This window comes from Pleionea sp. WD8-19, from assembly GCF_055326765.1.
Genome location: NZ_JBUZOU010000011.1, coordinates 126,710 through 152,371, shown reverse-complemented (window position 1 = coordinate 152,371; position 25,662 = coordinate 126,710). Strand labels below are relative to the sequence as shown.

Below are 25,662 nucleotides of genomic sequence, written 5' to 3'. Positions count from 1 at the left end.
TAAAGACGTGTCATTGGCCTTTATGCCAATGACACGATCTGAATGACTTAATGCATTTTTGAGCTTAGCGGAACATTTACTTTTAATTTAGAGTAAACGCATGGTAAAAGTAGCAGAAGATCATTTCGTTGATTTTTCTCACACCGATGACCCGCAATTGTGGTTGTCGCGATTACCCCTGCAATACAGCGAAAAGCAGCAACAACTCATCGCCAATGCTTTTGCTTTGGCGCGCGAAATCATTGAAAAAAATGAAAAATGCAAAGGTGACTTCAAAGAAGGGCTTTGCATTGCCGATATCTTGATTCATTTGCATGTGGATGCCGCAACACTTTCTGCAGCGCTTTTGTACCCGCTTTACCAATCCGGACATTTAAATGACGAAATGCTTGCCGAGCGTACCAAAACCGTCGTTGCTAATTTATGCAAAGGCGTTAAAGGAATGGACGCCATTTCGACACTGCAACAAAAACAATCGAACAAAGCCGACGGTCAGCAAATGGACAATTTTCGTCGCATGTTATTGGCGATGGTGGATGATGTTCGGTTAGTGCTTGTGAAGTTGGCTGAGCGACTGTCGGTTTTACGTGAAGCTAAAAATGCTGATGAAGAAACCCGCGTGTTGGTCGCGCAGGAGATCAGTGATATTTATGCGCCTTTGGCGAATCGGTTAGGGGTGGGGCAACTGAAATGGGAAATGGAAGATCTCGCCTTTCGGTATTTAAATCCTGCGCAATACAAATACATTGCTAAGAGTCTTGATGAACGGCGCGTTGATCGTGAGCGTTACGTTAAGCGAGTGATAAAAACCATTCAGCAAGAGTTGGAAAAAGCCGGCATTTATGGCGCCGATATTATGGGGCGGGCCAAGCATATTTACAGTATTTGGCGCAAAATGCAGCGTAAAAATGTGGGCTTTGAAGAAATTTATGATGTGCGAGCGGTGCGCGTTTTAGTGGATGAAATTCCGCAATGTTACGCCACGTTAGGTGTGGTTCACGGTTTGTGGAAGCACATTCCAAAAGAGTTTGATGACTACATTGCGACGCCGAAAGAAAACGGATATCGATCGTTACATACTGCGGTGATTGGGCCAGAAGGTCGAACCATAGAAATCCAAATCCGAACCAAAACCATGCATCAAGAGTCGGAGCTCGGTGTCGCTGCGCATTGGCGTTACAAAGAAGGCGCTAAAGCACAACAAGCCGGTTTTGAAGCGAAAATTTCTTGGTTGCGACAGTTGTTGGAATGGCAAGAAGAAGTGGTCGATGCCAGTGAGTTTTTGGAAGAGTTTCGTAATGAAGTGATCGAAGATCGTATCTACGTGTTTACACCGCAAGGGAAGGTGATTGACTTACCTATGGGCGCCACACCGGTCGACTTTGCTTATCATGTGCATTCGGAAGTGGGGCACAACTGCCGGGGGGCTAAAGTGGGAGGCCGTATTGTTCCGCTAACTCATCAATTGCAAACTGGCGAGCAAGTTGAAATTTTAACCACAAAAAACGGTCATCCGAGTCGCGACTGGCTGAATCCGCACAACGGTTACATTCGTTCTTCGCGTGCACGTGCCAAAATCCATCAATGGTTTCGTCATCAGGATAAAGATAAAAACGCCGCTGCCGGGCGCACCATTTTGGAAAAAGACTTGCAACGCCATGGGTTGGAAAACGTCGACCTTGAGCGACTCGCAAATAAGTTTAACTTCCATCATATTGATGAGTTACACGCGGCAATAGGTGCAGGCGACATCGGCATGACGCAGGTGATCAACAGCATTCGGTCGATGCAGGGAACGCTGGAAACACAAAAAGAAAAGAAAGTTTTTCAACCGCCAACGCGTCGTAAAAAAGAAAATACCAAAGGTATTCAAATTGAAGGCGTCGGCAGTTTGCTCACGCGTATTGCCGGTTGTTGCCGCCCCGTTCCTGGTGATTCGATTAAAGGCTACATCACCCAAGGACGAGGTGTGGTCGTGCACCGGCAAGACTGCAATTATATTTTAAAAGCCAATGAAAACTCACCGGAACGGCTGCTGGAAGTTTCTTGGGGCGATCGTAGCGATGAAATATACGAAGTCGATATTTTAGTGGTGTCTTACGACCGCAAAGGGCTGTTAAAAGATATCACAACCGTTTTTGCCAACGAAAAAGTGAGCGTGGAAAAATTAACTTCTGGCATCGATAAAAAAACGCAAACCTCGCGCATCAATGTGCGCGTGAATGTTGAAAACACCAATAAGCTTTCGCGAGTATTGGCCCAGCTGAGTCAAATATCCAACGTGATTGAAGTGAAACGGCAAGGGTAACAAAAAGTACTAGGCTCTAAGCACTAAGCACTAAGCACTAAGCACTAAGAACTCAGAACTCAGAATTAAGAACCCATGAAAAAACACCCTATCACACAACTGATATCCATAATGGCCAAACTTCGCGATCCAGATGGCGGATGCCCATGGGATCTTAAGCAAACCTACAAAACCATTGTACCCTTTACCATCGAAGAAACTTATGAAGTCGCCGATGCGATTGAGCGGGAAGATTACGATGAGCTCAAAAAAGAATTGGGCGACCTGTTATTTCAAGTGGTGTTTTATTGTCGATTAGCCGAAGAAGAAAGTCGATTTGATTTCAATGACGTGGTTGAGGCTGTGTGTCACAAGTTAAAGGTTAGACATCCTCATGTTTTTGCCGATGCTTCATTCGATTCCGATGAAGCATTGCATAAAGCTTGGGAAGATCAAAAGCACAAAGAGCGACAAGAAAAAGACCATAAAGCGAGTTTGATGGACGATGTACCCTTCAGTTTACCTGCTTTAAAGCGCGCCCAAAAACTTCAAAAACGGGCGGCAAAACAAGGTTTTGATTGGCCAGACCTATCTGGTGTATGGGATAAGCTGGATGAGGAAATTTCCGAAGTGAAACAAGAAATAAAGCCCGAGCTTACCGAAAGTGAAAAAGAAAATCTTGAGCACGAAGTGGGGGATTTATTGTTTGTTGCTGTAAATTTAAGTCGCCACTTGGGGTTTGACGCCGAAACCGCTTTACGTAAAGCAACACGTAAGTTTGAGCGTCGTTTCCGAATGATGGAACAACAGATCGAGCGTGAAAATAAAGACTTGTCGAACTTGTCCCTCGACGAGATGGAAGATTTTTGGCAACAAGCAAAGCAGCAGAGTGATTAATTCGGTCATTAAAGTCGTATCCGGGGAATTCATACATGGATTTATGCCATTAGAACAACGCAGGAGCAGTTGTCGAGAGCGAAGCCTCTCCCAACAGCTGAAGTAATAATCCCAGGAATGAGAATATTATTCCTGAACGGCGAGGAAAGTTTATGTTAGCGACACTGTCTAAAATCCTATTTAAGAGGATATTTTTTGTTTTTGTAGTGCTCGTTTTTTTTAACCTTAAAACGGTTGAAGCGAAAAAACAATCGGAAGCTGAAAAAGCCAATGCGCTGTATGAACAATTTTACCAGACGGTTTTGTCGCTTAATCCTGTTTATGCCACTTATCTGGGAGAAAATAAATACAATCATATTCTCCTAAATTCCTTTTCAGAATCTTACGAAAAGCAATCGCAAGCTCAATACCAAAAATTGTTGAGTGAGGCTCAGTCCATCGATGCAACTCAATTAAACGATCAACAACAATTAAACCGCGAACTGTTAGTCCATCAGCTTCAAACGGAACTTATGTGGTTGCAATACAGCAATCGATTAATACCCATCAATCAATACCACAATTACATGAATAGGATTGCAGGGTTAGGATCTGGGAACGATGCACAACCATTTAATACCTTAAAAGACTACGAAAACTGGCTACAGCGTATTGATTCAATACCGGAAATTGTTGATCAAATGATTATTAATATGAAACAGGGGATTGATCAAGGGTACGTGCAACCAAAAGTGGTGATGCAAAAAGTATTGCCCCAGTTAGCATCGGTTATCACGCCTATGGTAGAAACCAATATTTTTTATCAGCCTATTGCCCAGTTTCCAAAACACTTCTCGGCGAGTCAAAAACAGTATTTGATTAATTTTTACAGTAAAGCGATAAAGCAAAAAGTCATTCCCTCGTACTTAAAACTGCATAACTTTATTAAAGACGTCTACATTCCACTCGCACGCGAAAGCGTTGGTCTTTATGCTTTGCCCGATGGCAAACAACGTTACCAGGCGTTAATTGCTTATTATACCGGAAGCCAGCTTTCAGCAGACGATATTCATCATATTGGCTTAGCCGAAGTTGAGCGAATACAGCTCGAGATTCAGCAAATCATGAAACAAGTTGAATTTGGCGGAAGCTTAAACGCGTTTTTTAAACACACGCAAACGGAAGCCGAATTTTATTATGATTCTAAAGAACTTATGTTAAGTGCTTACCGCGATTTGGCAAAGCAGGTGAACCGACAAACGCCGCGGCTTTTTCAACATTTTCCGCGTGCAACTTACGAAGTGCGTGCCGTAGAGCCCTACCGCGAACGTTCGGCGTCCAGTGCGCAATATCAACCGGCGTCGCTCGATGGCCGACGGCCTGGCATTTTTTATGTGAACACTTACCATTTGAAAGCCTTGCCAAAGTACGAAACCGTGGCCACCTTTTTACATGAAGCCTCACCCGGGCATCACTTTCAAATCTCGTTGCAACAAGAGCTGGAAGACATTCCCAAATTTCGTAAGTTGGCGACGGAAAAGTCGTTTATTGAAGGTTGGGGGTTGTATGCCGAATCTTTAGGGCATGAGTTGGGGTTCTATAACGATCCTTATCAACATTATGGCTCTTTGACGATGGAGTTATGGCGGGCGATCCGTTTGGTGGTGGATACTGGGATTCACGCGAAGCAATGGAGTCGAGAACAAGCAATTAATTACGCAATGAAAAATGCGCCGGTTACCGAGCACACCGCAATCGCCGAAGTTGAACGCTATATTGCTAATCCGGCGCAGGCGTTGTCATACAAAATGGGGCAGTTGAACATTCAAAAGCTAAGAAAAAAGGCCGAACAACAGCTTAAGGAAAATTTCGACATTAAAGCGTTTCACAATGAAGTGCTTAAAGATGGCGCCTTACCGTTATCGATTTTAGAGCGAAAGATTGAGCGTTGGATATTGAAGCACCAAAAGTGGGCAGCGAGGGAAGCGAAGGATTAAGCACAAGTAGTATTTGTAAACTATAAGAAACAGGTTGATATAACAAAGTAAACGCTATTTAAAATGTACTCGAAACTTAGCGCTTTTAAGGTGTGTAATATTACACATTTATGACAATTTTTATTGGCTTTGCCAATGCGGATTTGTATAATTGCGCAAACTTTAGTCGAAGCTACACGCCTAGTGTTTACTACGGATGGTAAAAGCTGTAACCAAACCTTTGGGGAACCCATTAATGCGAACGCTGTTTCTCGCAACTGCACTTTTTTCTTGTTTGTTGGCCTCAGCCGACTGGCATCACGGTAAAATCAATATGATCGCCATCGGCTACGATGGCAAAACCATATCCATCGGCCAAGATGGTTTCACCAAAAATGACTGCACCTGTTACAGCACCTGGCCCAACCGCTACTGCCTCGATCGCACCCGCGAATCTTTTAAAGACGAATACGCCTTACTGTTAGCTGCCAAAGCACGTGATAAATCCGTTTCCATCAATATCGATGAGACCACCTGCAAAATCATCGCAGTTTACGAAAGCTAATCTTACACTCAATTATTTTATTTAACCGTAGCCTGGGTGCAGCGTAGCGAAACCCGGGAGTAACTCGGAGTTTACTCAATGAAAATGCCGTTCCTTTTAGCCATCACCTTATCATTCATAAGTTCTTTTTCCTATGCTGCCAACACTTGGTATTGGGGAAAAGCAACCATGGTTCAAACCGTAGAGCCCGATGGTAGTTTTCTGGTTTATATTGAAAACAACACATTAAAGGAAACCTGCAAATTTGAACGTATAAGAGCGAATGTTTCTGACTTAGGATTAGAGCGAACAAAAGCTGCTTTTTCTATGGCACTGACGGCGGTTGCTTCTAGAAAGTTATACGGTGTTGTGGTTGATCTTCCTGCTACGGGTGAAATTTGTACGATAAGCCCGACGACCTCGCAAGGTGCGGGAATACGAGCAAACTAATATTACTTTTTAAATTGTAGCCTGGGTGAAGCGTAGCGAAACCCAGGATTACCCCGGAGTTTATTTAATGAAAAAATTAACGCTGATTATTTGTTTACTACTGGCAACTGGCATTCAAGCAAACGATAAGTATGGTGATTGGACGAAAGTAGATCTGATTTATTCGAATACAAAAGGAAGTCCTTACATCCAGTTTGGTGAGAATAGTATGCCTGGTTGTTATGGAAATAAAGGGGGTATCTCCCAAATGTTGACAACAGTGAATTCTCTAGGTTGGTTTATTCGACAATATTAGCTGCAAAAATGTCGCAAAAAAATATACGCGTTTATTATTCGATCAACGATCGGCCAGAAGGGTACAACGGTTGGGGGCTTTGTAATATTGATGCTGTAAGTATTCAATAAACGCCATAGCCTGGGTGCAGTAAAGCGAAACCCTGGAAACCGAAATTTAAAAACTCAGCTTCTGCTTCTGTATAACAGCTGAGTTACACAAGTTTAAAACTTAACCACACTATCTTCACGGATAGATTCTAAAAATCGTTTTGGGGAAAATGATGAGAAGTATTAGCTCTTATATATTAATCACTCTAACCTATTTTTTATGTGGAGCTAATTTAGCTCATGCTACGGAGTCTTCTATTACTGTAGGAAACTGTAATATTCCTCAAGGTCAACAAACCTGTGAAGTTAATTTGGTGTGGACTAGTCCTACTAATGGTGGGGGATGCGAGCCCAATCAGTTTTGTGAAGACCCGAAAGCAACGAGCTCAGGGCCTAATACTACCTGTGTTTATCAAGGTGTTTTCCCCAATCGAAAAACATTGTTTTGCGCGGCTTCAGGAAACGAAACGATAAACATCACTGCAGGTGACCACAGGTTTGATCTTGAGAACGAAATCAACGGTGTACTTGCTTATACCAATGTTTCCATCAGCTACGACAGCTTCAATTACCCCTTCAACTGGACGACTCAAACGCATAAAGAGATCATCGGTGATTTCGATGGTGATGGCGATAATGATATTTTTGTACAGCCGCTTCTTAAAACGGCTCAGGCTGGCTTGTTTCCCCAAAGTCAGAATGATTATTACAACTCCGCTATTCACCGTGCTTGGACAGGTCAACATCCGCAAGTATCGGTCATTGAAAACTGGAGTGATGAAGTTTATTCCGCTTACGCTTCTAACTTGAGTAGCCACCCCGGCGATGAAATTCTTTTAATTGGTAAACGTGATATCGTCTTAATTCATGGAGATGTAATTACTCCTATTGTGTTAAAGCCAGATGTTGATAGTGCCATTATTTCATTCGATTCTAATGGAACCGCACATTTGAGCGAGTTTGATTTTGGAATGGATATTTCTAGTTACGAAATCAAATTTGTAGACCTTAATGGTGATGGCTTAAACGAAATTTTTGTTCAAAGTAAAACTCGTGGCAGCGATTCTTATCTGTTAAATAACGATGGCAGTTTAAATCAACGACTACAAAGCGGCATTTATGGATTTGATTGGTCGATTTATGGAAATGCTGAAATTATCGACTCGGATGGCGATGGCGATTTAGATTTAGTTATTTATGATTCGAATGGCTTTAGATATAGCATTGAGCCAATTCCATCGGGTGAGTTGGCTGTTATACCTGAACGTGACCTCGAATCTGATGCTGTTGGTGCGATTGCAGGAGATTTTCGTGTTGACGAAAGTGGGCAAGCGAACTATGTAATACCTATTTATACGCCTACTGGTGTAGCGGGGGTTAAGCCATCCATCAGTCTGACATACAACTCTGGTGCTGGTAATGGTCATATAGGTGTGGGCTGGAATATTACTGGACTATCTTCAATTTCACGTTGCCCAAAACACCATATTGTTGATGGGGAGTTTGGAAGTGTTAATTTTGATTATGAAGATCGCTTTTGTCTTGATGGCCAGAAGCTTGTTTTAATATCCGGAGAATACGGCCAACCTGGATCTGAATACAGAACTGTGATTGATTCTCAAACGAAGATCATTGCTGTAGGTACATCCGGAAATGGGCCTGATTATTTTAAAGTTTGGAGAAAGGATGGTTCATATAGTGAATTTGGCTCAGAATCAACTTCACAATTTAGAACAAACTTGAATGGAGTTGTTAAGGATACTGTATTTATTTGGGGGCGAAGCTTTACAGAAGATCGGTTTGGTAATCGTATAAATTACTACTTTAATAAGAATGAAAATGAAGGTGAATTCCATTTAGATAAAATTGAATATGGTCCAAACAATAGAATCAAAATCGAGTTTAATTATTCTAACTATAGAACGGATTCTAAACAAGGTTACTTTGCAGGTGCAAAAACGAAAATCAGCAAGTTACTCGATAACATTGTTGTCACTGATAATTTTATAGAAGTTAGAAAGTATGATTTAACATTTACTAAAGGGAATTCAAAAGCTAATCGATTGTACCAGATTAAGGAAAGCAAGGATGGAGTTGAATTGCAGCCGACAACTTTCTTTTGGGCGAATCCTGAAAAAGGTGTGGTTGGTACTCCACAGGAAATAAATGGAGTTGTTGGTTTATTTGTAGGGACTTTCTACAACGATGGAGATGACTATACTCCCGAATGGGCATATTTTAAGAAGAATGAAGTTGGTGGGACCGGTTATATGGTATCTAGAAAATATCGGTTTGACACAAATACAAATATGTATGTTGCTGAGTGTGAAAAATTTATTAGAGGAAGTTTTATAAATAGTGAAACAAACTACTTGCCAATTGATCTCAATGGGGATGGTGGCGATGAGATTGTGTATGGCGCACAAAATGAGCTATGGCGAGTAAACATGAGCGACTTGTGTGAATATGAAAATGGATTTGATAGAAGTGAACTAATCGCATGGATTGACTCAGGTGAAAGTTGGACATTTGGAGATGTTGACGGAAATGGTGAGCCTGATGTTATTTATGTTAGAGACGGTATTCGTTACGTTCGTTACAACAATGCTGGTGAGTTTTCAGATGAGGCTGAATTAACAATAAACTTAGATTCGGTTGTAACTGATAACACTGATCCCGATAGGCTGGTTGATGAAGTAATTAAGATTGACTTGAAAAATGGGTCAGATGCAGACTTGAATTTAGATGGCCGTCTAGATTTATTTGCAAAAGTAACGAAGTCATACAAAATAAATCAAGAAAATATGGACTTTCATTGTCAGAAAAATCCAAGGGACCCAGTTTGTTATGATATGTCAGCACGTCTAGCTTTGCTAGATGAGGATGAAGATAGTTGGGTTACTTTTATCTATGCTGGGGACAATGTTTTTAATGAGTTTATGAACATCGGCGATTTAGGAAGCGCAGTTCAAACAAATAAAGATTTCATACTCGTAGATATTAATTTGGATGGTAACGTAGATTTAGTTTATAAAGGTCCAAACTATTGGAGATATCGTATTTTTACGGGTAGAGAATATTTGGCGATTCAAGATACTCCCGTATCAATATATGGAGCGGTTTTCTTCGCGGATCATAATCAAAATGGGATAGGAGAGCTGATCTACGCATATGATGAGCGACTTCATTATAGAGAAATTTCTGGTAGCGGGGCTCTAAGTAATACTCAAGTTGATATGAATATTCACTATGACACTTTTGCAACTCAAGTAGACTTAAATGGAGACGGAGAACTCGATTACTACACTACCCGGAAAAAATCTGACCATGATGGTGCTCACTATCGAAACTACGCAAGTAAAAATAAATCTCCTTTTGAAGCTACAGATCGAATTACATCAATTGATAATGGAGTTGGAATAGAGACAAATATTACCTATAAATCGATTAATGATCCTGAACAACCTGATCTGTATGAAGAACAAAAAGGCTGGTTTATGTATGAAGGATATAAAACTCACTACATAAAAGGTGCAAGATATGTTGTTCAGAAAGTTGAGAGTTCTTCACCTTCTCATGACGATCCCAGCAATATGATTGGCATTGAGTATCGATATGGAACAGCTATGGTTCAACCATCTGGATTTGGAAATTTGGGCTATAGCTGGCTAGAAACTATAGACCTACAAAGCAATATGATTGTTCGTACGACTTATTCTCAGAAATATCCGCTTATAGGATCTCCTGTGGAAACAGTTACTTGGTTTGGAGAACGTACGGATGAAAAACGCGTAAGCAAGGCTAAAAGTGAGTATATAGTTCATGATACAGGTGATTATTTTGACGCACATGACAATGTAAAAGATATTTTAATGCCTACTCTTGAGAGAAGTAGTGAACTATTTTGGGATATCAATGTAGATGATGCTGGAATCTTTACTCAAGGGAGCATTATTAATCAAAATATTACGATTACAAAACAGAATGAGTTTGGTGAGGCTACTGAAATTAGTGTATTTGAGTGTTATGGGGACCAATTAGATTGCGACGAAAATAGCACTTGGAGAAGTAAAGTTCATACAGACAATATGTATTACACCGTAGATAAAGATTTATGGACTTTTGGTCGACTAGAAAGGGTAACTGTTACACATGAAAAAAATAACAAACGAATGGTTAAGCGGACAACTGCTTTCGAATATTACCCATATACAGGTGCGCTAAAAGCAGAAATTATTGAGCCTGATTTTATAGTAGAAAATAAGTATCTAAGAACTGAATATGAATATGATTTACATGGAAACATAGTAAAAACTATAACATGTAGCGTGAATGTGGATTGTCAGAGTGAAATGAAAGATACTTTAGATAATGTTTTCCATATTCATCGCGTTTCTTACACCGAGTATGACTCTACTGGCCGGTATGTAATTAAAAAGAAAAATGGTTATGGGCAAACTACGAGCCATATTATTAGTCGTAATGAGTTAGGTCAGTCAACAAAAATAAAAGATATTTCTGGCAACGTGACTGAATCTCGATACGGAACTTTCGGACAAGTATACTTTACTCGCAGTGATACAGGTTCTTGGACGAAAGTTACGAAAAAGAAGTGTTCTTCAATTTCAAATTGTCCTGCTTCAGCGGAAATAGAAACTAGAGCGGAACAAGCCGGAGGCGGTTATTCGTTTACTTATCATGATGCATTAGGAAGAGAAGTTCAGACACTTACCCGCAACTTCACTAACGATGGATATATTAAAAAGACTAATAGTTTTAACTCTAAAGGTTTACTATTTCAAAGTTCTGTTCCATATTTAACGAATAAGCAAAGTGATGGTGAACTAACAACTTATTATTATGATTTATTAGACCGAATAATACGTATTGATCACCCAAATGGTGGAAAAAGTTACAAGTATTATGATGGATATGATGCTGACAAACAGTTAGTTGTTACGCGTATAGAAAATGAACTGCAACAAATCAAAACGGAATACAAAAGACCTGACGGAAAACTACGAATAGTTAAAGACTTTATCGGAAATGAATTGCGATATGGATATGACGCAACAGATAACTTGCTGTGTGTATGGCTTAATGATGTAGAGCAAAATTGTTCTTCTTATGACCAGTTGGGCAGAAAAACATGGATGCGAGATATCGATAAAGGTGCGAGAAATGAAAAGGAATGGTCGTATCAATATAATGCATTAGGTGAATTGGTTAACCAAAAAGATGCGAAATCACAACTAACTAAAATATATCGAGATCGATTAGGTAGAGTGATAAGAAAGTCTATGTTAACTCACGCTTTGGGCGAATATACGAGTGATGCTCGGTGGACCTTTGATAACAGTACAGTTATTCGCGGCTCCACAGGAAAATTAATTGAGCAATTTGATGTTGTGAATACTGAGCTGACCACAGAGTTTGAGTATGACAATTTCGGTCGAAATGACGTTACTAAAACTATTATCAATGGAGAGTTTTTTGTTTCTGAAACAAAATATGATCAATTTGGTCGTGTATTTCAGTCGTTTGATATAACTGGTGGGGACTATGGTTTGCGCTATGTTTATAACAATACTGGGTACCTCTATCAAATTAAAGAAACCCGCGGCGGAATAAACGGAAATATTTACCGAACGATTAACGATATGGACGCCTATGGAAATATTATTAGTGAAACACTGGGTAATGGTCTTACTACAACTCGAACATTTTTTCCTGATTCTGGACTCGTGAATACTATTTTTACCCAGAATGAGGCGGGTAATTCAATTCAAGATTTAGAATATTCTTGGGATCTAATTGGCCGTCTGGAGTATAGAAAAGAACACAAGCATTCATTTGATACTATTTTAACGGAGAGTTTTGGATACGATGATTTAAATCGAGTTACCCATATTAATGGGGATGAGCACTTTATTTATGATGAACTAGGAAATATTCGAGAAAAACTAGGTGTAGGAGAATATTCTTATGGCACGAAATGTGGAGAAAACAATGTATTGGCGGGTATACATGCTGTTACTAAGGTTGGAGATATTGAATATTGTTATGATTTAAACGGCAATATGATTAAAGGAGATGGTCGTTTAATGGAATATACTACTTTCAATAAAGTCAGTCGAATATCAAAAGACGGACACATTACAGAGTTTGAGTATTCCACTTCAAATAACCGTTACAAGCGTGTCGATAACGGAAGTAATGGTACAACTACAACTTATTATATTGGAAATGTTGAAGTAGTTAGAAAATCTAACGGTACAACGAAATTTAGAAGAAATGTTCCTGGTGCAATTGTTGAAGTTGACTCTAATGAAATTGCGAGTACAAGTTATTTGCATATCGATCATTTAGGCTCAACAGATGTAATCACGGATAATAATGGAAATATTGCAATTGATTCGAATGGAAACCCTGCTGACTACAGCTTTGATGCCTTTGGACAAAAGCGAAACTCTGCAGAGTGGAATCCATCAATTATTCCAAGTGCTTTCAGACCTGGTGACATCACAACAAGGGGTTACACGGGTCACGAAATGCTAGAAGATGTTGGTGTGATTCATATGAATGGGCGTATATATGATCCAAAGCTTGGGCGATTTATGCAAGCCGACATATTGATTGACGGTGCTACTGACTCTCAAGGTTACAATCGTTATACGTATGTTCGAAATAATCCTTTAGCAAATACGGACCCAAGTGGTTATGCACATATTAGTGGCGGTATGCAAAATTGGTCGAGTGTTGTTAGGGCGCTTGACCCAATTCAGCGATATGGAGCCGACCATTACGATTGGTGGGCAGGAGCTAATATATTCGCAGCAGGTGTAGCCGGTGCCTATGCATGTAAAAATCCCTCTTGTGCAGCATGGTTTTCTGCTGCGGCTACTGCTCATCAAACAATGTTGGCAGGAGGCAATCTAAAAGATAGTGCTACTGCAGGAGCAAAAGCTTGGGTCACAACATATTTTGTAGCTTCCGTTTCTCCCGAAATAGGGGCATCGAAAGGCACTCTTTTTGAAAAATCTTTGGCTCATGGTGTAGTTGGAGGCGTTTCATCTGTAATTAATGGTGGTAAATTTGGACATGGATTCGCTAGTTCTTTTCTTTCGAAGTATTTGTTAACTAAATCAGGGTTAAGAGGAATGGGGGATGAAAGTATCAGTGCCAAAGCAACTCGCTCGGTAGTTGCTGGAATAATAGGAGGAACTATTTCTGAGGCTACTGGTGGTAAGTTTGTGAATGGTGCAGTGACGAGTGCTATTCAGTGGGCTTTGAATGCTGAAAGTCAGGGAGGAAGAAAAAGGAAAGGTGCGGATTTTATCAAGTACACTCAAAAAGATGGTGCGTTATATGATGTTGCCGTCGCTATGGAGAATATGTCTGGTGTTCATGAAATGGCCGCGCATGGCGGTGAAGAGCACCTTACTATTGAAAATGCAAATACACCCTGGCAAGTTGATTGGGTTGCTGAAGATATCATTACTCTTATACATGAAGGTAAATTACCAGGTTATATTAGTGGTAATGACATAATGTTATTGTCTTGTTTTGGAGGTGTTGAGGGGGGATTAGCACAACAAATTTCCAGCAGGTTTCCTGAAATTAAAGTTGTAGGACATACGGGGTTTATTGCTGGGTACACGCATACAGACGGAGTTGTTGGCTTCAGTGCAGCCCCGCAAAATCCTGAAGCAACATGGAATATTTATCAAAACGGCAAACTAATTAAATCTTATGGAGGGCATCATGCTAAATTTAAGTTGTATAAATAAAAAAAATATACTTTTGCTGTTCTTCTATATTTTTTGTAGCTCTTTGTATGCTTGTTTGTGTAACCTGGATGAATATGAAGAGCGAAAAACGTCACTTGATAGGCGCTTGTCTGATAGTGATGTAAATACTTTATGGATGGACTTCATATTTTTTAAAAATTGCTCTGATCGTGAACTTATGAAAACAGTTGGTCGAGAGCTAAATAAATATGATGATGCTCGCTCGAAATACTTCCATTATGTAGCATTTATTAAAGATGAACCTCAAGTGGCGATAATAAGTTTAAAACGTTCTGCTGAATTAGGGTATGCAGAAAGTATGAGGCGTATAGCTCAGTATTATGAATCTGGAAGGTATTTTAATAAGGATGTTAACCAAGCATTTAACTACTTTGTTAAAGCTGCTATGGCTGGTGATTTGGTGGCAACTGTTTCATTATTAGGTGGAAAATATGCAGATAAAATGAATGATGACTTGAAGCGAAAAATTACAATCATCAATTATATATATTCAAAAAAATACGATTTGAAGCCGCATGTTGAAATTGAGCAAATTAAAAAAGAAATTAGGAGTTCTGATAAAAATGAATTAATAGAATATTTAGAACACTTGCTTAAATAAATCGATGGGGTCAGAGACAATTGATTTTAAGCTTATTCTGGCTTCATTGTTGATAAGGTATTGAAAAGACAAAGTACGAGGTTAGCTTAATTAAGTTTTTAATTAAGTCTCGTAAAAATTCAAATTGAAAGATGATGGGTTACGCGGAAGCTTCACCCATCCTACGTAAAGCAAGTTGAGATTGGAGTGAAAAGTTGAAAAAGTTTATTTTATTAGTTGCTGCTTTTATGTCGAGCGTATCGTTTGCCGAGCTTAGCTGGGTGCAAGATGCAAAAGTAATTAAAGTGGAGTTTTACGGTAATCAATTTACGGTGTATTTCGATAAAGCGCATCAAGCCAAAGCATGCGGTCATGCTGGTAATGTGGTCGCCTTGAACACAGCATCGGAGCCAGGAAAGTCTCATTACTCATTCTTTTTGGCGGCGTACACTTCGGGCAAACCGGTTTCCGTAAGAGTGAATGATGGTGTATGTAACGGTGATCGTCCAACGATTGCCCAAATTATAGGTAAGTAAATTAATCTTTTCTGTAGGGTGGGTGTTAACCCACCTTTTTAGTTTTGTTCTCAATGAGTTTGAAGTATGAAAAAAATATTGATTTTGAGTGTTCTGTTTATTTCAATGTCGGTGTTAGCAGGTAAGCCAACTTGTTATTCAACCAGTGGAGGCTACTGCGCATATAATGGAAAAGTGAGCAGAATTTATGTAAATAAAGGAAATATGATAATTTTGTATTTTGATACTGCCATGGATGACGGTGAATGGGAGAAAGCGGGGTATTCCGCCAATATTAACTACGCTGCAGCCATTCCAATCGATGAGCAACCTGAATTTGCAAAACATTTTTACTCTACGGCGTTAGCCGCACAGTCAACTAAAAGAGATATATCCATTCAAATGCGTGGTGTGCACTCAGGTTACTTAAAAATCGACCGTATTTGGTTGTCAGAGTAATTTTTACATCATCTAAATGTGCCACAGTATTTTTATATGACAGGCTGTCAGTATAGAGTTTTAAGAGGATTATTTTAATGGAATTGTCAGTATTTGAGACAACGGCGTTGAAAGCCGAAAAGCTTGCAGAAAAAAACTTTAAACTTTATAAAGCTAAATTGATTTTATTTGCCTTGCTAGGATATGTCTTCATATTTACGGTGTTACTTTTGGCCATTGGATCGGTTGTTGGACTTGGGTATTTAGCTGTTTTTCACACTGCAATCATTTTAATTTTACTTAAAAAGAAAGTGATCTTTCTATTATTACCGGTTATTTGGATATTACTTCGAGCTTGCTGGGTAAAGATAGAAGCTCCGAAGGGGTTTGAATTAAAGCAAGCCGACTATCCTGAGCTTTTCGATGAGTTAGATAGTCTCAGACGGTGCTTGAAAACCCCGAAAATACATAATGTTATTCTCACACCGGAACTAAATGCGGCAATTGCACAAACACCAAGGCTGGGTATTTTTGGTTGGCAAAAAAATACACTTGTTTTGGGTATGGAGCTGTTATTGATACTTTCGCCTGAACAAGCAAGGGCCGTCATTGCCCATGAACTCGGCCATCTTTCGGGTAACCACAGTCGTTTTAATGGTTGGATATACCGAGTGAGATCTACTTGGTATCAAATTATGTACTCCTTCGACCAACAGCAATCGTGGGGTGGGGCATTAATGGCAAAGTTTTTCGACTTTTATACGCCACGTTTTGCCGCTTATTCTTTTGTTCTTGCTCGCCAAAACGAATATGAGGCTGATGCAATATCAGCGGAGTTGACGTCAGTGAAAGTTACGGGAGAAGCATTGGTTAATACTCATGTAACGGCTGGGTTTGTTGAGAAAGATTATTGGAAAGTATTTTTTAAAATGGCCGATGAAACCCCTGAGCCTCGACAGTTACCTTGGTCTGGGTTAAGACAGTTTTTAAATAATAATTCATTGTGTCAAGCTGCGATTGCAGAGGAGCTAGAAAATGAGCTTAAGGTTCAAACTCAACTAGACAACACACACCCAGCTTTAGTTGATCGTTTAAAGAATATTAACTATGAACCGACTGCTCCTGTAGCAGTAGAGTATACAGCCGCTGAAAAACTGCTAGGAAAAAAGTATATCGACGTTGTTAATCAGTTTGACGCACAATGGCTAGATGAACAAAAAGCAAACTGGAACGCTCGTTATGAGTATGTACAAAAAAGTAAAAGAGAGCTTAATGCATTGCAAGGAAAGTCTTTGGAAGAGCTTACGGAAGATGAATATTGGAGGCTGTGTCAATTAACCGAAGAGTTTGTATCTCACGAAGATGGTGTAGCGTTGGTTAGTCAGTTTCGAGAGCGATTTCCAGATGCTCCACAAGCCGCCTTTGTGATTGGTTGTGAATTGTTTAATGAGAATGATCCGGAGTGCCTAAAGCATTTTAATATTGCGATTAAAGACCCTGCATTTATAGTAGAAAGTTGTCAAATGGCTTATTCACTATTAATCGAAGCGCAGCAACTGGAAAAAGCAAATGTGTGGAAAGCACTGGGAGAGAAACAACTGCGTATAAATGAAGAGGCGCATAGAGAGCGCTCCGAATTAAATATCAAAGATGAGTATGTTAAAACGACCAACGACGATTTGAAAAGAATAGTTGAAGATACTTTGTCACAACATAAGTCGATAAAAGCAGTTTGGATTGCAGAGAAAAAGGTAAAGCATTATCGCGAAGCTCCCATGTTGGCTATTGCTGTGAAAGTGAAAGGTTTGTTTTTTAGTGACGAAGCTGCGTTTAAAAAGGTTAATGTTGATTTGCCAATAGAAGCATCGTATTTAATTGTTCCTAAAATTGGAGATTATAAAAAGCTTGCAAAGAAAATAATGGAGGTAGGTGATCGACTTTGTTGATTAATAAAGGTATTGTGATTAGCGGGAACTTAATCTCGATGTTGCTGAATAGCCCGGATGATCTGTCGAAAGAATTGTAATTAGACATCGCGTCACTTAATGGAATCAAAAGGCAGATATAACTGATTTTCAAATTATTCTGACTTAATTGTTAAAAGCTATGGAAAAGGTAAGTGCGAGTCTAGTTTAATTAGGTAAAATTCCAATTATGATCTGAAGAGATATCAGGGGGAAGTTGATGGGTTACGCTGAAGCTTCACTCATCCTACGTAAAGCACGATGTGCAAGTGGTTAAAGTTGAGGTTTTATCAATCAATTTATGCGGTACTTCGATAAACCGCATTGTTAAACGAATAAATGGTTTATTAGAGCCGCTGTCGCGACCAAGCCAGACAAGAGAATGGTGTTGCCTGGCTTGGCTGATAGGGTTACGCCAGTCGGCCTGCACGAGCGGTGTAGTTTTTATTGTTGGATTTAATATGAAACTCAACAACGCTTTCTGAGTTGTCATTATTTAAGGCAATTTCGAGCACTCCTCCTCCAGAACCATACGCGACTTTCTCGCTTTTCCAAAATACAAAGAGCCGATCGGCATCGATTATACCTGTGCGTTGGTAAACGTTTCCGCTGCTCGCGCCTCGATTAACGATGATGCAATTGCCATTATCATCAAGAGTAACCGCGCAATGGCTGGTGTTGGTACCTAAAAGAAAGCCGCTGCCCCATTCTATAGTATGGCTGTTGTTATTCAGTTTACCGACCCGATATCGTAAGTTATCACTGCCGGAAGTGTATCCGAGCAAAATATTTCCGGAGTTATCCATGTCAATGGACACTTTTTTACCAACCGAAAACTTACGTTCTTTACTGGAGTCGGTATCGTACCATTTAATCAGGTTAGTATGAGAGTCGAGATGACCCACTCGATACCACAAAAAGTCACTGGAACTGCCTCGATGAACTTCCACAATATCGCCATTATCATTCATTGCAATGGCAACATGCCGACCCGTAGAGGGGCTGTCTTGTTCTTTGTCCCAGGTAATGGATTTCGATAACGGGTTTAAATAACCCACTCGGCAATGCATGTTGTTATTGTTACAGCGAATGCATATCAGCTTGTTGTTCGCATTCATTGCGAGTTCAATGTAGTCTGCATTCTTGCTGCAAAATTTTTGGCTGTCTTTTTGCCATTGAATTTCATTATTGGTGACTTCGCCAACGCGAGAATAAATAGCACTGCTGTCCTGCGCTTTATGAATTTCGACACAATAGTTGCCGTTAAATGTCAGCCCTGCACCACTACCGGTGGAAGGTGTTTGGGTGCCACTCGATGGCGCCAACCAGTTTTTAATGGAACCCGATTTATCTTGCCCTAACTGTTTGAGTTTTAATGTTGCAATAACGGGTAAATGATCGGAGCAGTTTTTTTGACTTTGTCCCCACCCATAATTGCTGATGATGTGTGTATCTTCAATGTCAACATCGTTGGTAGTGAGTAAATAGTCCAATCGCTTGGTGCTTGGGTTTTCCTCATAAATAGAGCTTGTGCTCACTGTGGTTCCTTTGGCCAATATGGGGTATGGTTCTGCATCGCCGCCCCAACGTACAAGGTAACTGTCGTTGTAGCCGCCTTCATAGCCTGAGTTAAGAATTTCCATCATTTCTCCGTATTCGACCCCCTCTGCTGGGCCCACCGGAGGTTCTTTACTCAAATCCATATCGCCATTTGCGTTCACGTTTAAATCACCGGCAATAATGGACGATACGCCTTTGCAGAAGCTACTCGCAATGTCTTGCAGTTGTATTAAGTTGTTTCTTCGTGCACTTTTTTTATCATCGCTGTTGCCCGCTTGCGCATGGGTGGCCAGTAATGAAAAGCAGCCATCGTTGCAACGAATGTACGCCGATAAAACGCCTTTTTGCGATAAGTAATCTTCCATTGCAAGATCGCTATATTCAACAAATCGACTTGCGATAATATCAAAACTGGAGCGTGCTAATATGACTAAGCCATCACCCATGGCTTTATCAATACGACCATCGGATTCATCGGTATCGGTACCGAGCCAATCTTCAATGGTTTCGCCAAACTCGTTAAATTGTTTGAGCACTTCCCAGCTATCGGCCGCATGGTATAGTGATTCCGGATACCATGAGGCTAACCCTTTAATAAACTTCTTTTTTCGGCTGTCTGCCCAACATTCATTTAACACGATGATATCGGCATCACAGGTTTTTAGGTGCTCAATGATCGCTTGATAGCGATCTTCGTCATTCTCTGAGCCAGAAGGATAAATGGTGTCGTCGAACATTTGAACGTTATAGGTTAAAACTGTAATTTGCTTTTCGCTCATGATGAACTCCTATGGCTTTAAAGTCGTTCATACTCTACATGGTTCTGGAGGTTGACTTTCGTAACCAGAACGATGCGCCCGCTGCTTCCTTTAAACGCGTTATTACTGACAGAATAGGTGATACAAGGCGTGCTAGTCATTGCGGCTAAAAAAAGGAAAGTGCCAAAGAGGTATTGCGAGTTGCTGCTATTGTAAAGTTAGAATATGTACGCGTTTTAAAGCACCTAATAAGTATAGTGAGATATTATGGATGCGATGTTTGGTTGCTATAATATTTTCGAAATTAAAGGTTCGTTTTTATAAAAATAAAGTCGGGCGATCATAATCATCTCAATGTTGAAATGAGTGACTGTTGTTTTAATTCGAGCGGGGCTCGATTAAAGCCTCAGCGAAAAACTGATGAACAAAGGCAGCAAGACAATTCCAAAAATAATGACGTATCCGTTGATCACATTGAATATGGAATTAATGAAAACCTCATGGGCTATGCTTTAGTTATCAAATTTTAAACCTAACGTGTGACGGTAAGCGAGTTTAATGGGTGAATGTAATGAGACCTCTATTCTTGATGATTCTGTTGGCTCATTGGTTGATTGGATGCGGCGGCGGAAGTGATGTTTCGTCTGAAGTGAATGATACAAATGTTCGAAGTTCGGTTGAAGTTCAATCGTTAAATGACGGTTCATATTTCTGTTTACCGGAAGGATTGCCTCCTTTTCCTGCCGCTTTGTACAACCATGGTGGGTTAGGCGACCAAGTCGGTGGTGATTTATTCGCAACATGCGAGGCGTTAGCTCAAGCCGGTTATGTGGCAATGGCGAAAAAACGAAGAGAGACGGTGTCACTAGAGGGGCATTTAGACGATGTGCTCGATGGTTATAACGTGTTAGTTGCGCATGCTGAAGTTGACACCAACCGTGTTGTGGTATTGGGTTTTTCGAGGGGCGGATTGCTGTCGCTTCAACTCGCGCTCCAAGTTGATGGTTTGGATGGGCTAGTGTTGATGGCGCCTGCTTCCGGGAATGGCGCATTAGATCAAGCGTTAAGTCAAGCCGATGCCCTTACGGCGTCTTCGTTGATTTTAGTTGCCGAGAATGATGTGTATCAAGACGATCATGTGGCACTGGCACAGCAGGTTTACGACACCCTGGTGGAGTTAAATAAGTCGGTAGCGTTGATGCTGTATCCACCTTATCAGAACGATGGGCATACGTTGTTTTTTACTGTGAATGATGACTATTGGAACGATGTGACGGCATTTATCAATCAGTTCTGAGATGCTCTATTCGGACCGAATAAAGAAAAGCGGTGAGCTACACGAAACTCACCCACCGCTAGTACAGATGCGTTAAATTTTATTCTTTAATTCCTGCCAAATCTGCAAAAAAGGCAAATTCCAAAGCACGTTCTTTATTACGACGGAATCGACCTGATGCGCCTCCATGTCCTGCTTCCATATCGGTTTTAAAGACCAAAATATTATTGTCGGTTTTCATTTCACGCAGCTTGGCAACCCACTTGGCCGGCTCGAAGTATTGTACCTGCGAATCGTGTAGTCCCGTAGTAACCAGAATGTGTGGGTAATTTTGCGCTTTCACCTGATCGTAAGGGGAATAAGTCAGCATGTATTCGTACGAATCTTTATTATTTGGGTTGCCCCACTCGTCATACTCGTTGGTGGTCAGTGGAATTGATTCATCGAGCATGGTGGTGACCACATCGACAAAAGGCACGTGAGAACCGATGGCTTTATAAAGATCGGGAGCCATGTTAATCACCGCACCCATAAGCAGTCCGCCTGCGCTACCACCCGAGGCAAATACTTTATCTTTTGCGCCGTATTTTTGTTTTACCAAAGCTTCGGTCACATCGATGAAGTCGGTAAAAGTATTCACCTTATTGAACATTTTTCCGTCTTCATACCAGGGGCGACCAAGCATTTGTCCACCACGAATGTGTGCAAGTGCGAAAACAAATCCGCGATCAAGCAATGAAAGGCGAGATGGAATAAAGTAGGGCTCCATGGTTGCGCCGTAAGAGCCGTAACCGTACTGATAAAGTGGATTGGTGCCGTCTTTTTTGAATGTGTCTTTGCGGTAAACAATGGAAACAGGCACTTCCACACCATCGCGTGCTTTAATAAAGAGACGTTCGCTGGCGTAATGTTCTGGGTGGAAGCCACCAAGCACTTCTTCTTGTTTTAACAGCTTTCGTTCACCGTTAGTGAGGTTGTAATCGTAAGTACTCATCGGTGTTGTGAGTGAGCTATAGTACACGCGCAGTACATCGGTTTTAATTTCCGTATTTCCGGTGAAGCCGGCAACAAAGACCGGATCGTCAAACTTCAATACCTGCTCTTTTTTGGTTTTAAGGTTTATCGCGCGAATACGAGTTTGCCCGCGTTCTTTTTCATTTAATGCCAAGTAATTTTCAAACAGCTCAATGTCTCGTAAGAAAACATCTGGGTTGTGTGCAATCACTTCCTGCCATTTGGATTTATCGGCGGTTTCACCTTGCTTCACTTTCATTAAACGGAAGTTAGTGGCTTCCCAGTTGGTCAGCACATAGTACCAGTCGCCCAGTTTTTCGAAGGAGTATTCGTGATTGTCTTCAAGTGGTAAAAAAGGCTCAAACGTCGCATCTGGTTTGTTGGCATCGATTAATGATGCGCCCCGTTTGGTAGTGCTACTGTGGTAAATATAGATGACCGAATCGTCTTTCGTTTTGCCAAGAGCGGTATAAAACGCTTTATCGGCTTCTTCATAAACCAATACGTCTTCGTTTTGTGCAGTACCCAGCTTGTGACGATAAACTTTATCGCCAAGCAGTGTTTGCGGGTCTTTCTTTATGTAAAACACGTGCAGGTTGTCGTTGGCCCAAACGACTTGACCAGTTGTACCTTCAAGTTTGTCGGATAATTTTTTACCGATTGCCAGATCTTTAAACTCAATTATGTAAACGCGGCGACTGACGGTATCGGTTGAGTAAGCGAGCAGTTGATTATTCATACTGACTTCATAATCACCAATACTGAAATAATCGTGGCCTTCCGCCATTTTGTTGCCATCGAGCAACACCTGCTCTTTTGCTTCTAATGAATCTTTTTTACGGGCATAGATTGGGTATTCCTTTTCACCTTCAAAACGGCGATAGTAAAAGTAGCCTCGCTCTTGCACAGGTACCGAAGCGTCATCTTTTTTAATGCGGTTATTGAGTTCTTCAAAAATTTTATCTTGCAGTGGTTGCGTGTGTGCAAGCATGGTTTCGGTGTACTGGTTTTCTGCCTCAAGATGGGCTAATACTTCCGGTGTTTTACGCTCGTCATCACGCATCCAGTAGTAGTTGTCGATTCGGGTATCACCATGAATCGTTATTTCATGAGGAACTTTTTTCGCAATCGGAGGTTGAATGGATTTCATCGATACGTCTTTTTGGGTTGATTCTGCTATTTTTTCTTGTGGTTTAGCGACGGGTTCATCGCTTTTTTGCTGACAGGCCACCATAACAATGGTTAGACCGGCGAAAAGAATTTTTTTTAACATCTCGCATTATCCTTGAAGGCGTTGAAATAAAGCGCCCTATAGTAAATTAATCGTTTGGGGTTTGCCTACTTAAAATCGTTTGTTAATTTTTCTCGATTGGATACCCCATTCTTTGGTATACTAGTCTCCCGTCTAAATGTGACTCTTCACAAAGATACTCCAAACCATCGTTTTTAATGCTTCGCAACAACTAATTCTCTGAAAATTCAGGGCGTTAGCGCTTTATTTTGTTGTTGCAGCACTTCGGTTTGCGAACGATACAGCAGCAAATTGGCCCCGCTATGGGCTATAGTCAAAAGATTATTTAATGGGTGTGTGAATGGCTACAAAATTTATCTTTGTTACCGGTGGTGTGGTTTCTTCGTTAGGGAAGGGGATTGCTTCGGCATCGCTGGCGGCCTTGTTGGAATCGCGTGGCCTGAAAGTCACTCTGTTAAAACTGGATCCTTATATAAATGTGGATCCAGGAACCATGAGTCCATTTCAACATGGCGAAGTGTATGTGACTGAAGACGGTGCCGAAACCGATCTTGACCTGGGTCACTATGAGCGATTTGTGCGTACTCGTATGACGCAAAAAAATAACTTTACGACCGGTCGTGTTTACGCTGATGTACTTCGAAAAGAGCGACGTGGCGACTACTTGGGAGGAACCGTACAGGTTATTCCCCATATTACCGATGAAATTAAACAAAAAGTGATTGAAGGCGCGGGCGATGCGGATGTTGCCATGGTCGAAATCGGTGGGACGGTCGGTGATATCGAATCTTTGCCGTTTCTTGAGGCCATTCGTCAATTAGGTTACGAGCTGGGTCGAGAGCGCGCTCTGTTTATGCATCTTACCTTATTGCCTTTCATTAAAACTGCCGGTGAACTCAAAACCAAGCCTACCCAGCATTCAGTGAAAGAGTTACGTTCAATTGGTATTCAACCCGATGTGTTGATTTGCCGTTCTGAGCAACCGCTGCCTGCGGGAGAACGTGCCAAGATTGCACTGTTTACTAACGTGGAAGAAAAAGCGGTCATCTCTATGAAAGATGTGGACAGCATTTATCGCATTCCATCGTTACTGCAGCAACAAGGGCTTGATGATTTAATTTGTGATCGATTTAAGCTCGATGGCGGTGAAGCCAACCTCGAAGAGTGGGAACAAGTGCTTTACGCCCAAGCCAATCCAAAAGGTGAAGTGACCATTGCGATGGTGGGCAAATATATGGATCTCACCGATGCGTACAAGTCATTAACGGAATCGTTAATTCATGCCGGTTTAAAAACACGCTTGCAAGTGAATATCGATTACATCGATGCCGAAGACATCGAGAAAAAGGGCACCAAGTTACTGGAGCACGCCGATGCGATTTTAATCCCTGGAGGATTTGGTGAACGAGGTGTGGAAGGCAAAATTATGTCTGCTCGATACGCACGAGAAAACAATGTGCCCTATTTAGGCATTTGTCTTGGCTTACAAGTGGCGGTGATTGAATACGCACGTCATGTGGCGAATTTAGAAAACGCGCACAGTACGGAGTTTCATCGTGAAACACCTCATCCGGTTGTGGGATTGATCACCGAGTGGGTGAATAAAGACGGATCAACCGAAACGAGAAATGAAAGCTCCGACTTGGGGGGCACCATGCGATTGGGTGCACAACCTTCCGAACTGGTGGGTGGTACTTTAATTCGCGAAATTTACGGCAGTGATGTGATTAACGAGCGTCATCGTCATCGTTACGAAGTAAATGATAACTACATTGCACAATTGGAGGCGGCAGGCATGAAATTTTCCGGATTCTCTGCTGCACAACATCTGGTCGAAACCGTAGAGTTACCCGATCACCCTTGGTATGTGGCTTGCCAGTTCCACCCAGAGTTTACATCGACGCCGCGAGATGGCCATCCATTGTTTTCGGCATTTGTCGATGCAGCGCGCACCGCCCAAGGTGAAAAGAACTAGAG

At 41.1% G+C, this 25,662-nt stretch carries 15 protein-coding genes; 13 read left to right on the top strand and 2 right to left on the bottom strand.

What is annotated here, in order from left to right; translation table 11 throughout:
• Positions 1 to 100 precede the first annotated feature (100 nt).
• The 11 genes from relA to ACTUJY_RS13960 all read left to right on the top strand — a co-directional run bounded on the left by relA (position 101) and on the right by ACTUJY_RS13960 (position 17,807).
• Complete coding sequence (gene relA / locus ACTUJY_RS14010) at positions 101 to 2,308, top strand: GTP diphosphokinase (protein WP_463616728.1); 2,208 nt, start codon at positions 101 to 103, stop codon at positions 2,306 to 2,308.
• Between the two features lie 75 nt (positions 2,309 to 2,383).
• Complete coding sequence (mazG, locus tag ACTUJY_RS14005; RefSeq protein ID WP_463616727.1) at positions 2,384 to 3,184, top strand: nucleoside triphosphate pyrophosphohydrolase; 801 nt, start codon at positions 2,384 to 2,386, stop codon at positions 3,182 to 3,184.
• A 152-nt stretch (positions 3,185 to 3,336) separates the two neighbouring features.
• Positions 3,337 to 5,160, top strand: coding sequence for a DUF885 domain-containing protein (locus ACTUJY_RS14000; protein ID WP_463616726.1), 1,824 nt, complete (start codon positions 3,337 to 3,339; stop codon positions 5,158 to 5,160).
• Between the two features lie 235 nt (positions 5,161 to 5,395).
• Positions 5,396 to 5,704, top strand: a complete 309-nt coding sequence (locus ACTUJY_RS13995; protein WP_463616725.1) for a hypothetical protein — start codon at positions 5,396 to 5,398, stop codon at positions 5,702 to 5,704.
• Between the two features lie 78 nt (positions 5,705 to 5,782).
• Complete coding sequence (locus tag ACTUJY_RS13990) at positions 5,783 to 6,133, top strand: hypothetical protein (protein WP_463616724.1); 351 nt, start codon at positions 5,783 to 5,785, stop codon at positions 6,131 to 6,133.
• 67 nt (positions 6,134 to 6,200) lie between these two features.
• Complete coding sequence (locus ACTUJY_RS13985; RefSeq protein WP_463616723.1) at positions 6,201 to 6,428, top strand: hypothetical protein; 228 nt, start codon at positions 6,201 to 6,203, stop codon at positions 6,426 to 6,428.
• Between the two features lie 262 nt (positions 6,429 to 6,690).
• On the top strand, positions 6,691 to 14,307 hold the full coding sequence (locus ACTUJY_RS13980; RefSeq protein ID WP_463616722.1) for an RHS repeat-associated core domain-containing protein: 7,617 nt from the start codon (positions 6,691 to 6,693) through the stop codon (positions 14,305 to 14,307).
• The gene (locus tag ACTUJY_RS13975) at positions 14,282 to 14,929 is read left to right on the top strand and encodes a tetratricopeptide repeat protein (protein WP_463616721.1); all 648 of its coding nucleotides are present in this window, start codon (positions 14,282 to 14,284) and stop codon (positions 14,927 to 14,929) included. Before ACTUJY_RS13980 ends, ACTUJY_RS13975 begins: the two co-directional genes overlap by 26 nt.
• Positions 14,930 to 15,123: 194 nt before the next feature.
• Entirely contained in the window at positions 15,124 to 15,444 is a 321-nt protein-coding gene (locus ACTUJY_RS13970; RefSeq protein WP_463616720.1) for a hypothetical protein, read from the top strand.
• 66 nt (positions 15,445 to 15,510) lie between these two features.
• Complete coding sequence (locus tag ACTUJY_RS13965; protein WP_463616719.1) at positions 15,511 to 15,882, top strand: hypothetical protein; 372 nt, start codon at positions 15,511 to 15,513, stop codon at positions 15,880 to 15,882.
• Between the two features lie 77 nt (positions 15,883 to 15,959).
• Positions 15,960 to 17,807: a M48 family metallopeptidase gene (locus tag ACTUJY_RS13960; protein ID WP_463616718.1), complete on the top strand. Its 1,848-nt coding sequence runs from the start codon at positions 15,960 to 15,962 to the stop codon at positions 17,805 to 17,807.
• A 428-nt stretch (positions 17,808 to 18,235) separates the two neighbouring features.
• On the opposite strand, the gene ACTUJY_RS13955 is transcribed toward ACTUJY_RS13960, so the two are convergent.
• A complete protein-coding gene (locus tag ACTUJY_RS13955) occupies positions 18,236 to 20,164 on the bottom strand; it encodes an endonuclease/exonuclease/phosphatase family protein (RefSeq protein ID WP_463616717.1) in 1,929 nt (642 codons plus the stop codon).
• 550 nt (positions 20,165 to 20,714) lie between these two features.
• Here ACTUJY_RS13955 and ACTUJY_RS13950 point away from each other — a divergent pair.
• Positions 20,715 to 21,440, top strand: coding sequence for an alpha/beta hydrolase family protein (locus tag ACTUJY_RS13950; protein ID WP_463616716.1), 726 nt, complete (start codon positions 20,715 to 20,717; stop codon positions 21,438 to 21,440).
• A 79-nt stretch (positions 21,441 to 21,519) separates the two neighbouring features.
• On the opposite strand, the gene ACTUJY_RS13945 is transcribed toward ACTUJY_RS13950, so the two are convergent.
• Positions 21,520 to 23,706, bottom strand: a complete 2,187-nt coding sequence (locus tag ACTUJY_RS13945) for a S9 family peptidase (protein WP_463616715.1) — start codon at positions 23,704 to 23,706, stop codon at positions 21,520 to 21,522.
• A 319-nt stretch (positions 23,707 to 24,025) separates the two neighbouring features.
• Here ACTUJY_RS13945 and ACTUJY_RS13940 point away from each other — a divergent pair, with 319 nt between their 5' ends.
• The gene (locus tag ACTUJY_RS13940; RefSeq protein ID WP_463616714.1) at positions 24,026 to 25,660 is read left to right on the top strand and encodes a CTP synthase; all 1,635 of its coding nucleotides are present in this window, start codon (positions 24,026 to 24,028) and stop codon (positions 25,658 to 25,660) included.
• The last annotated feature ends 2 nt before the right edge of the window (positions 25,661 to 25,662 follow it).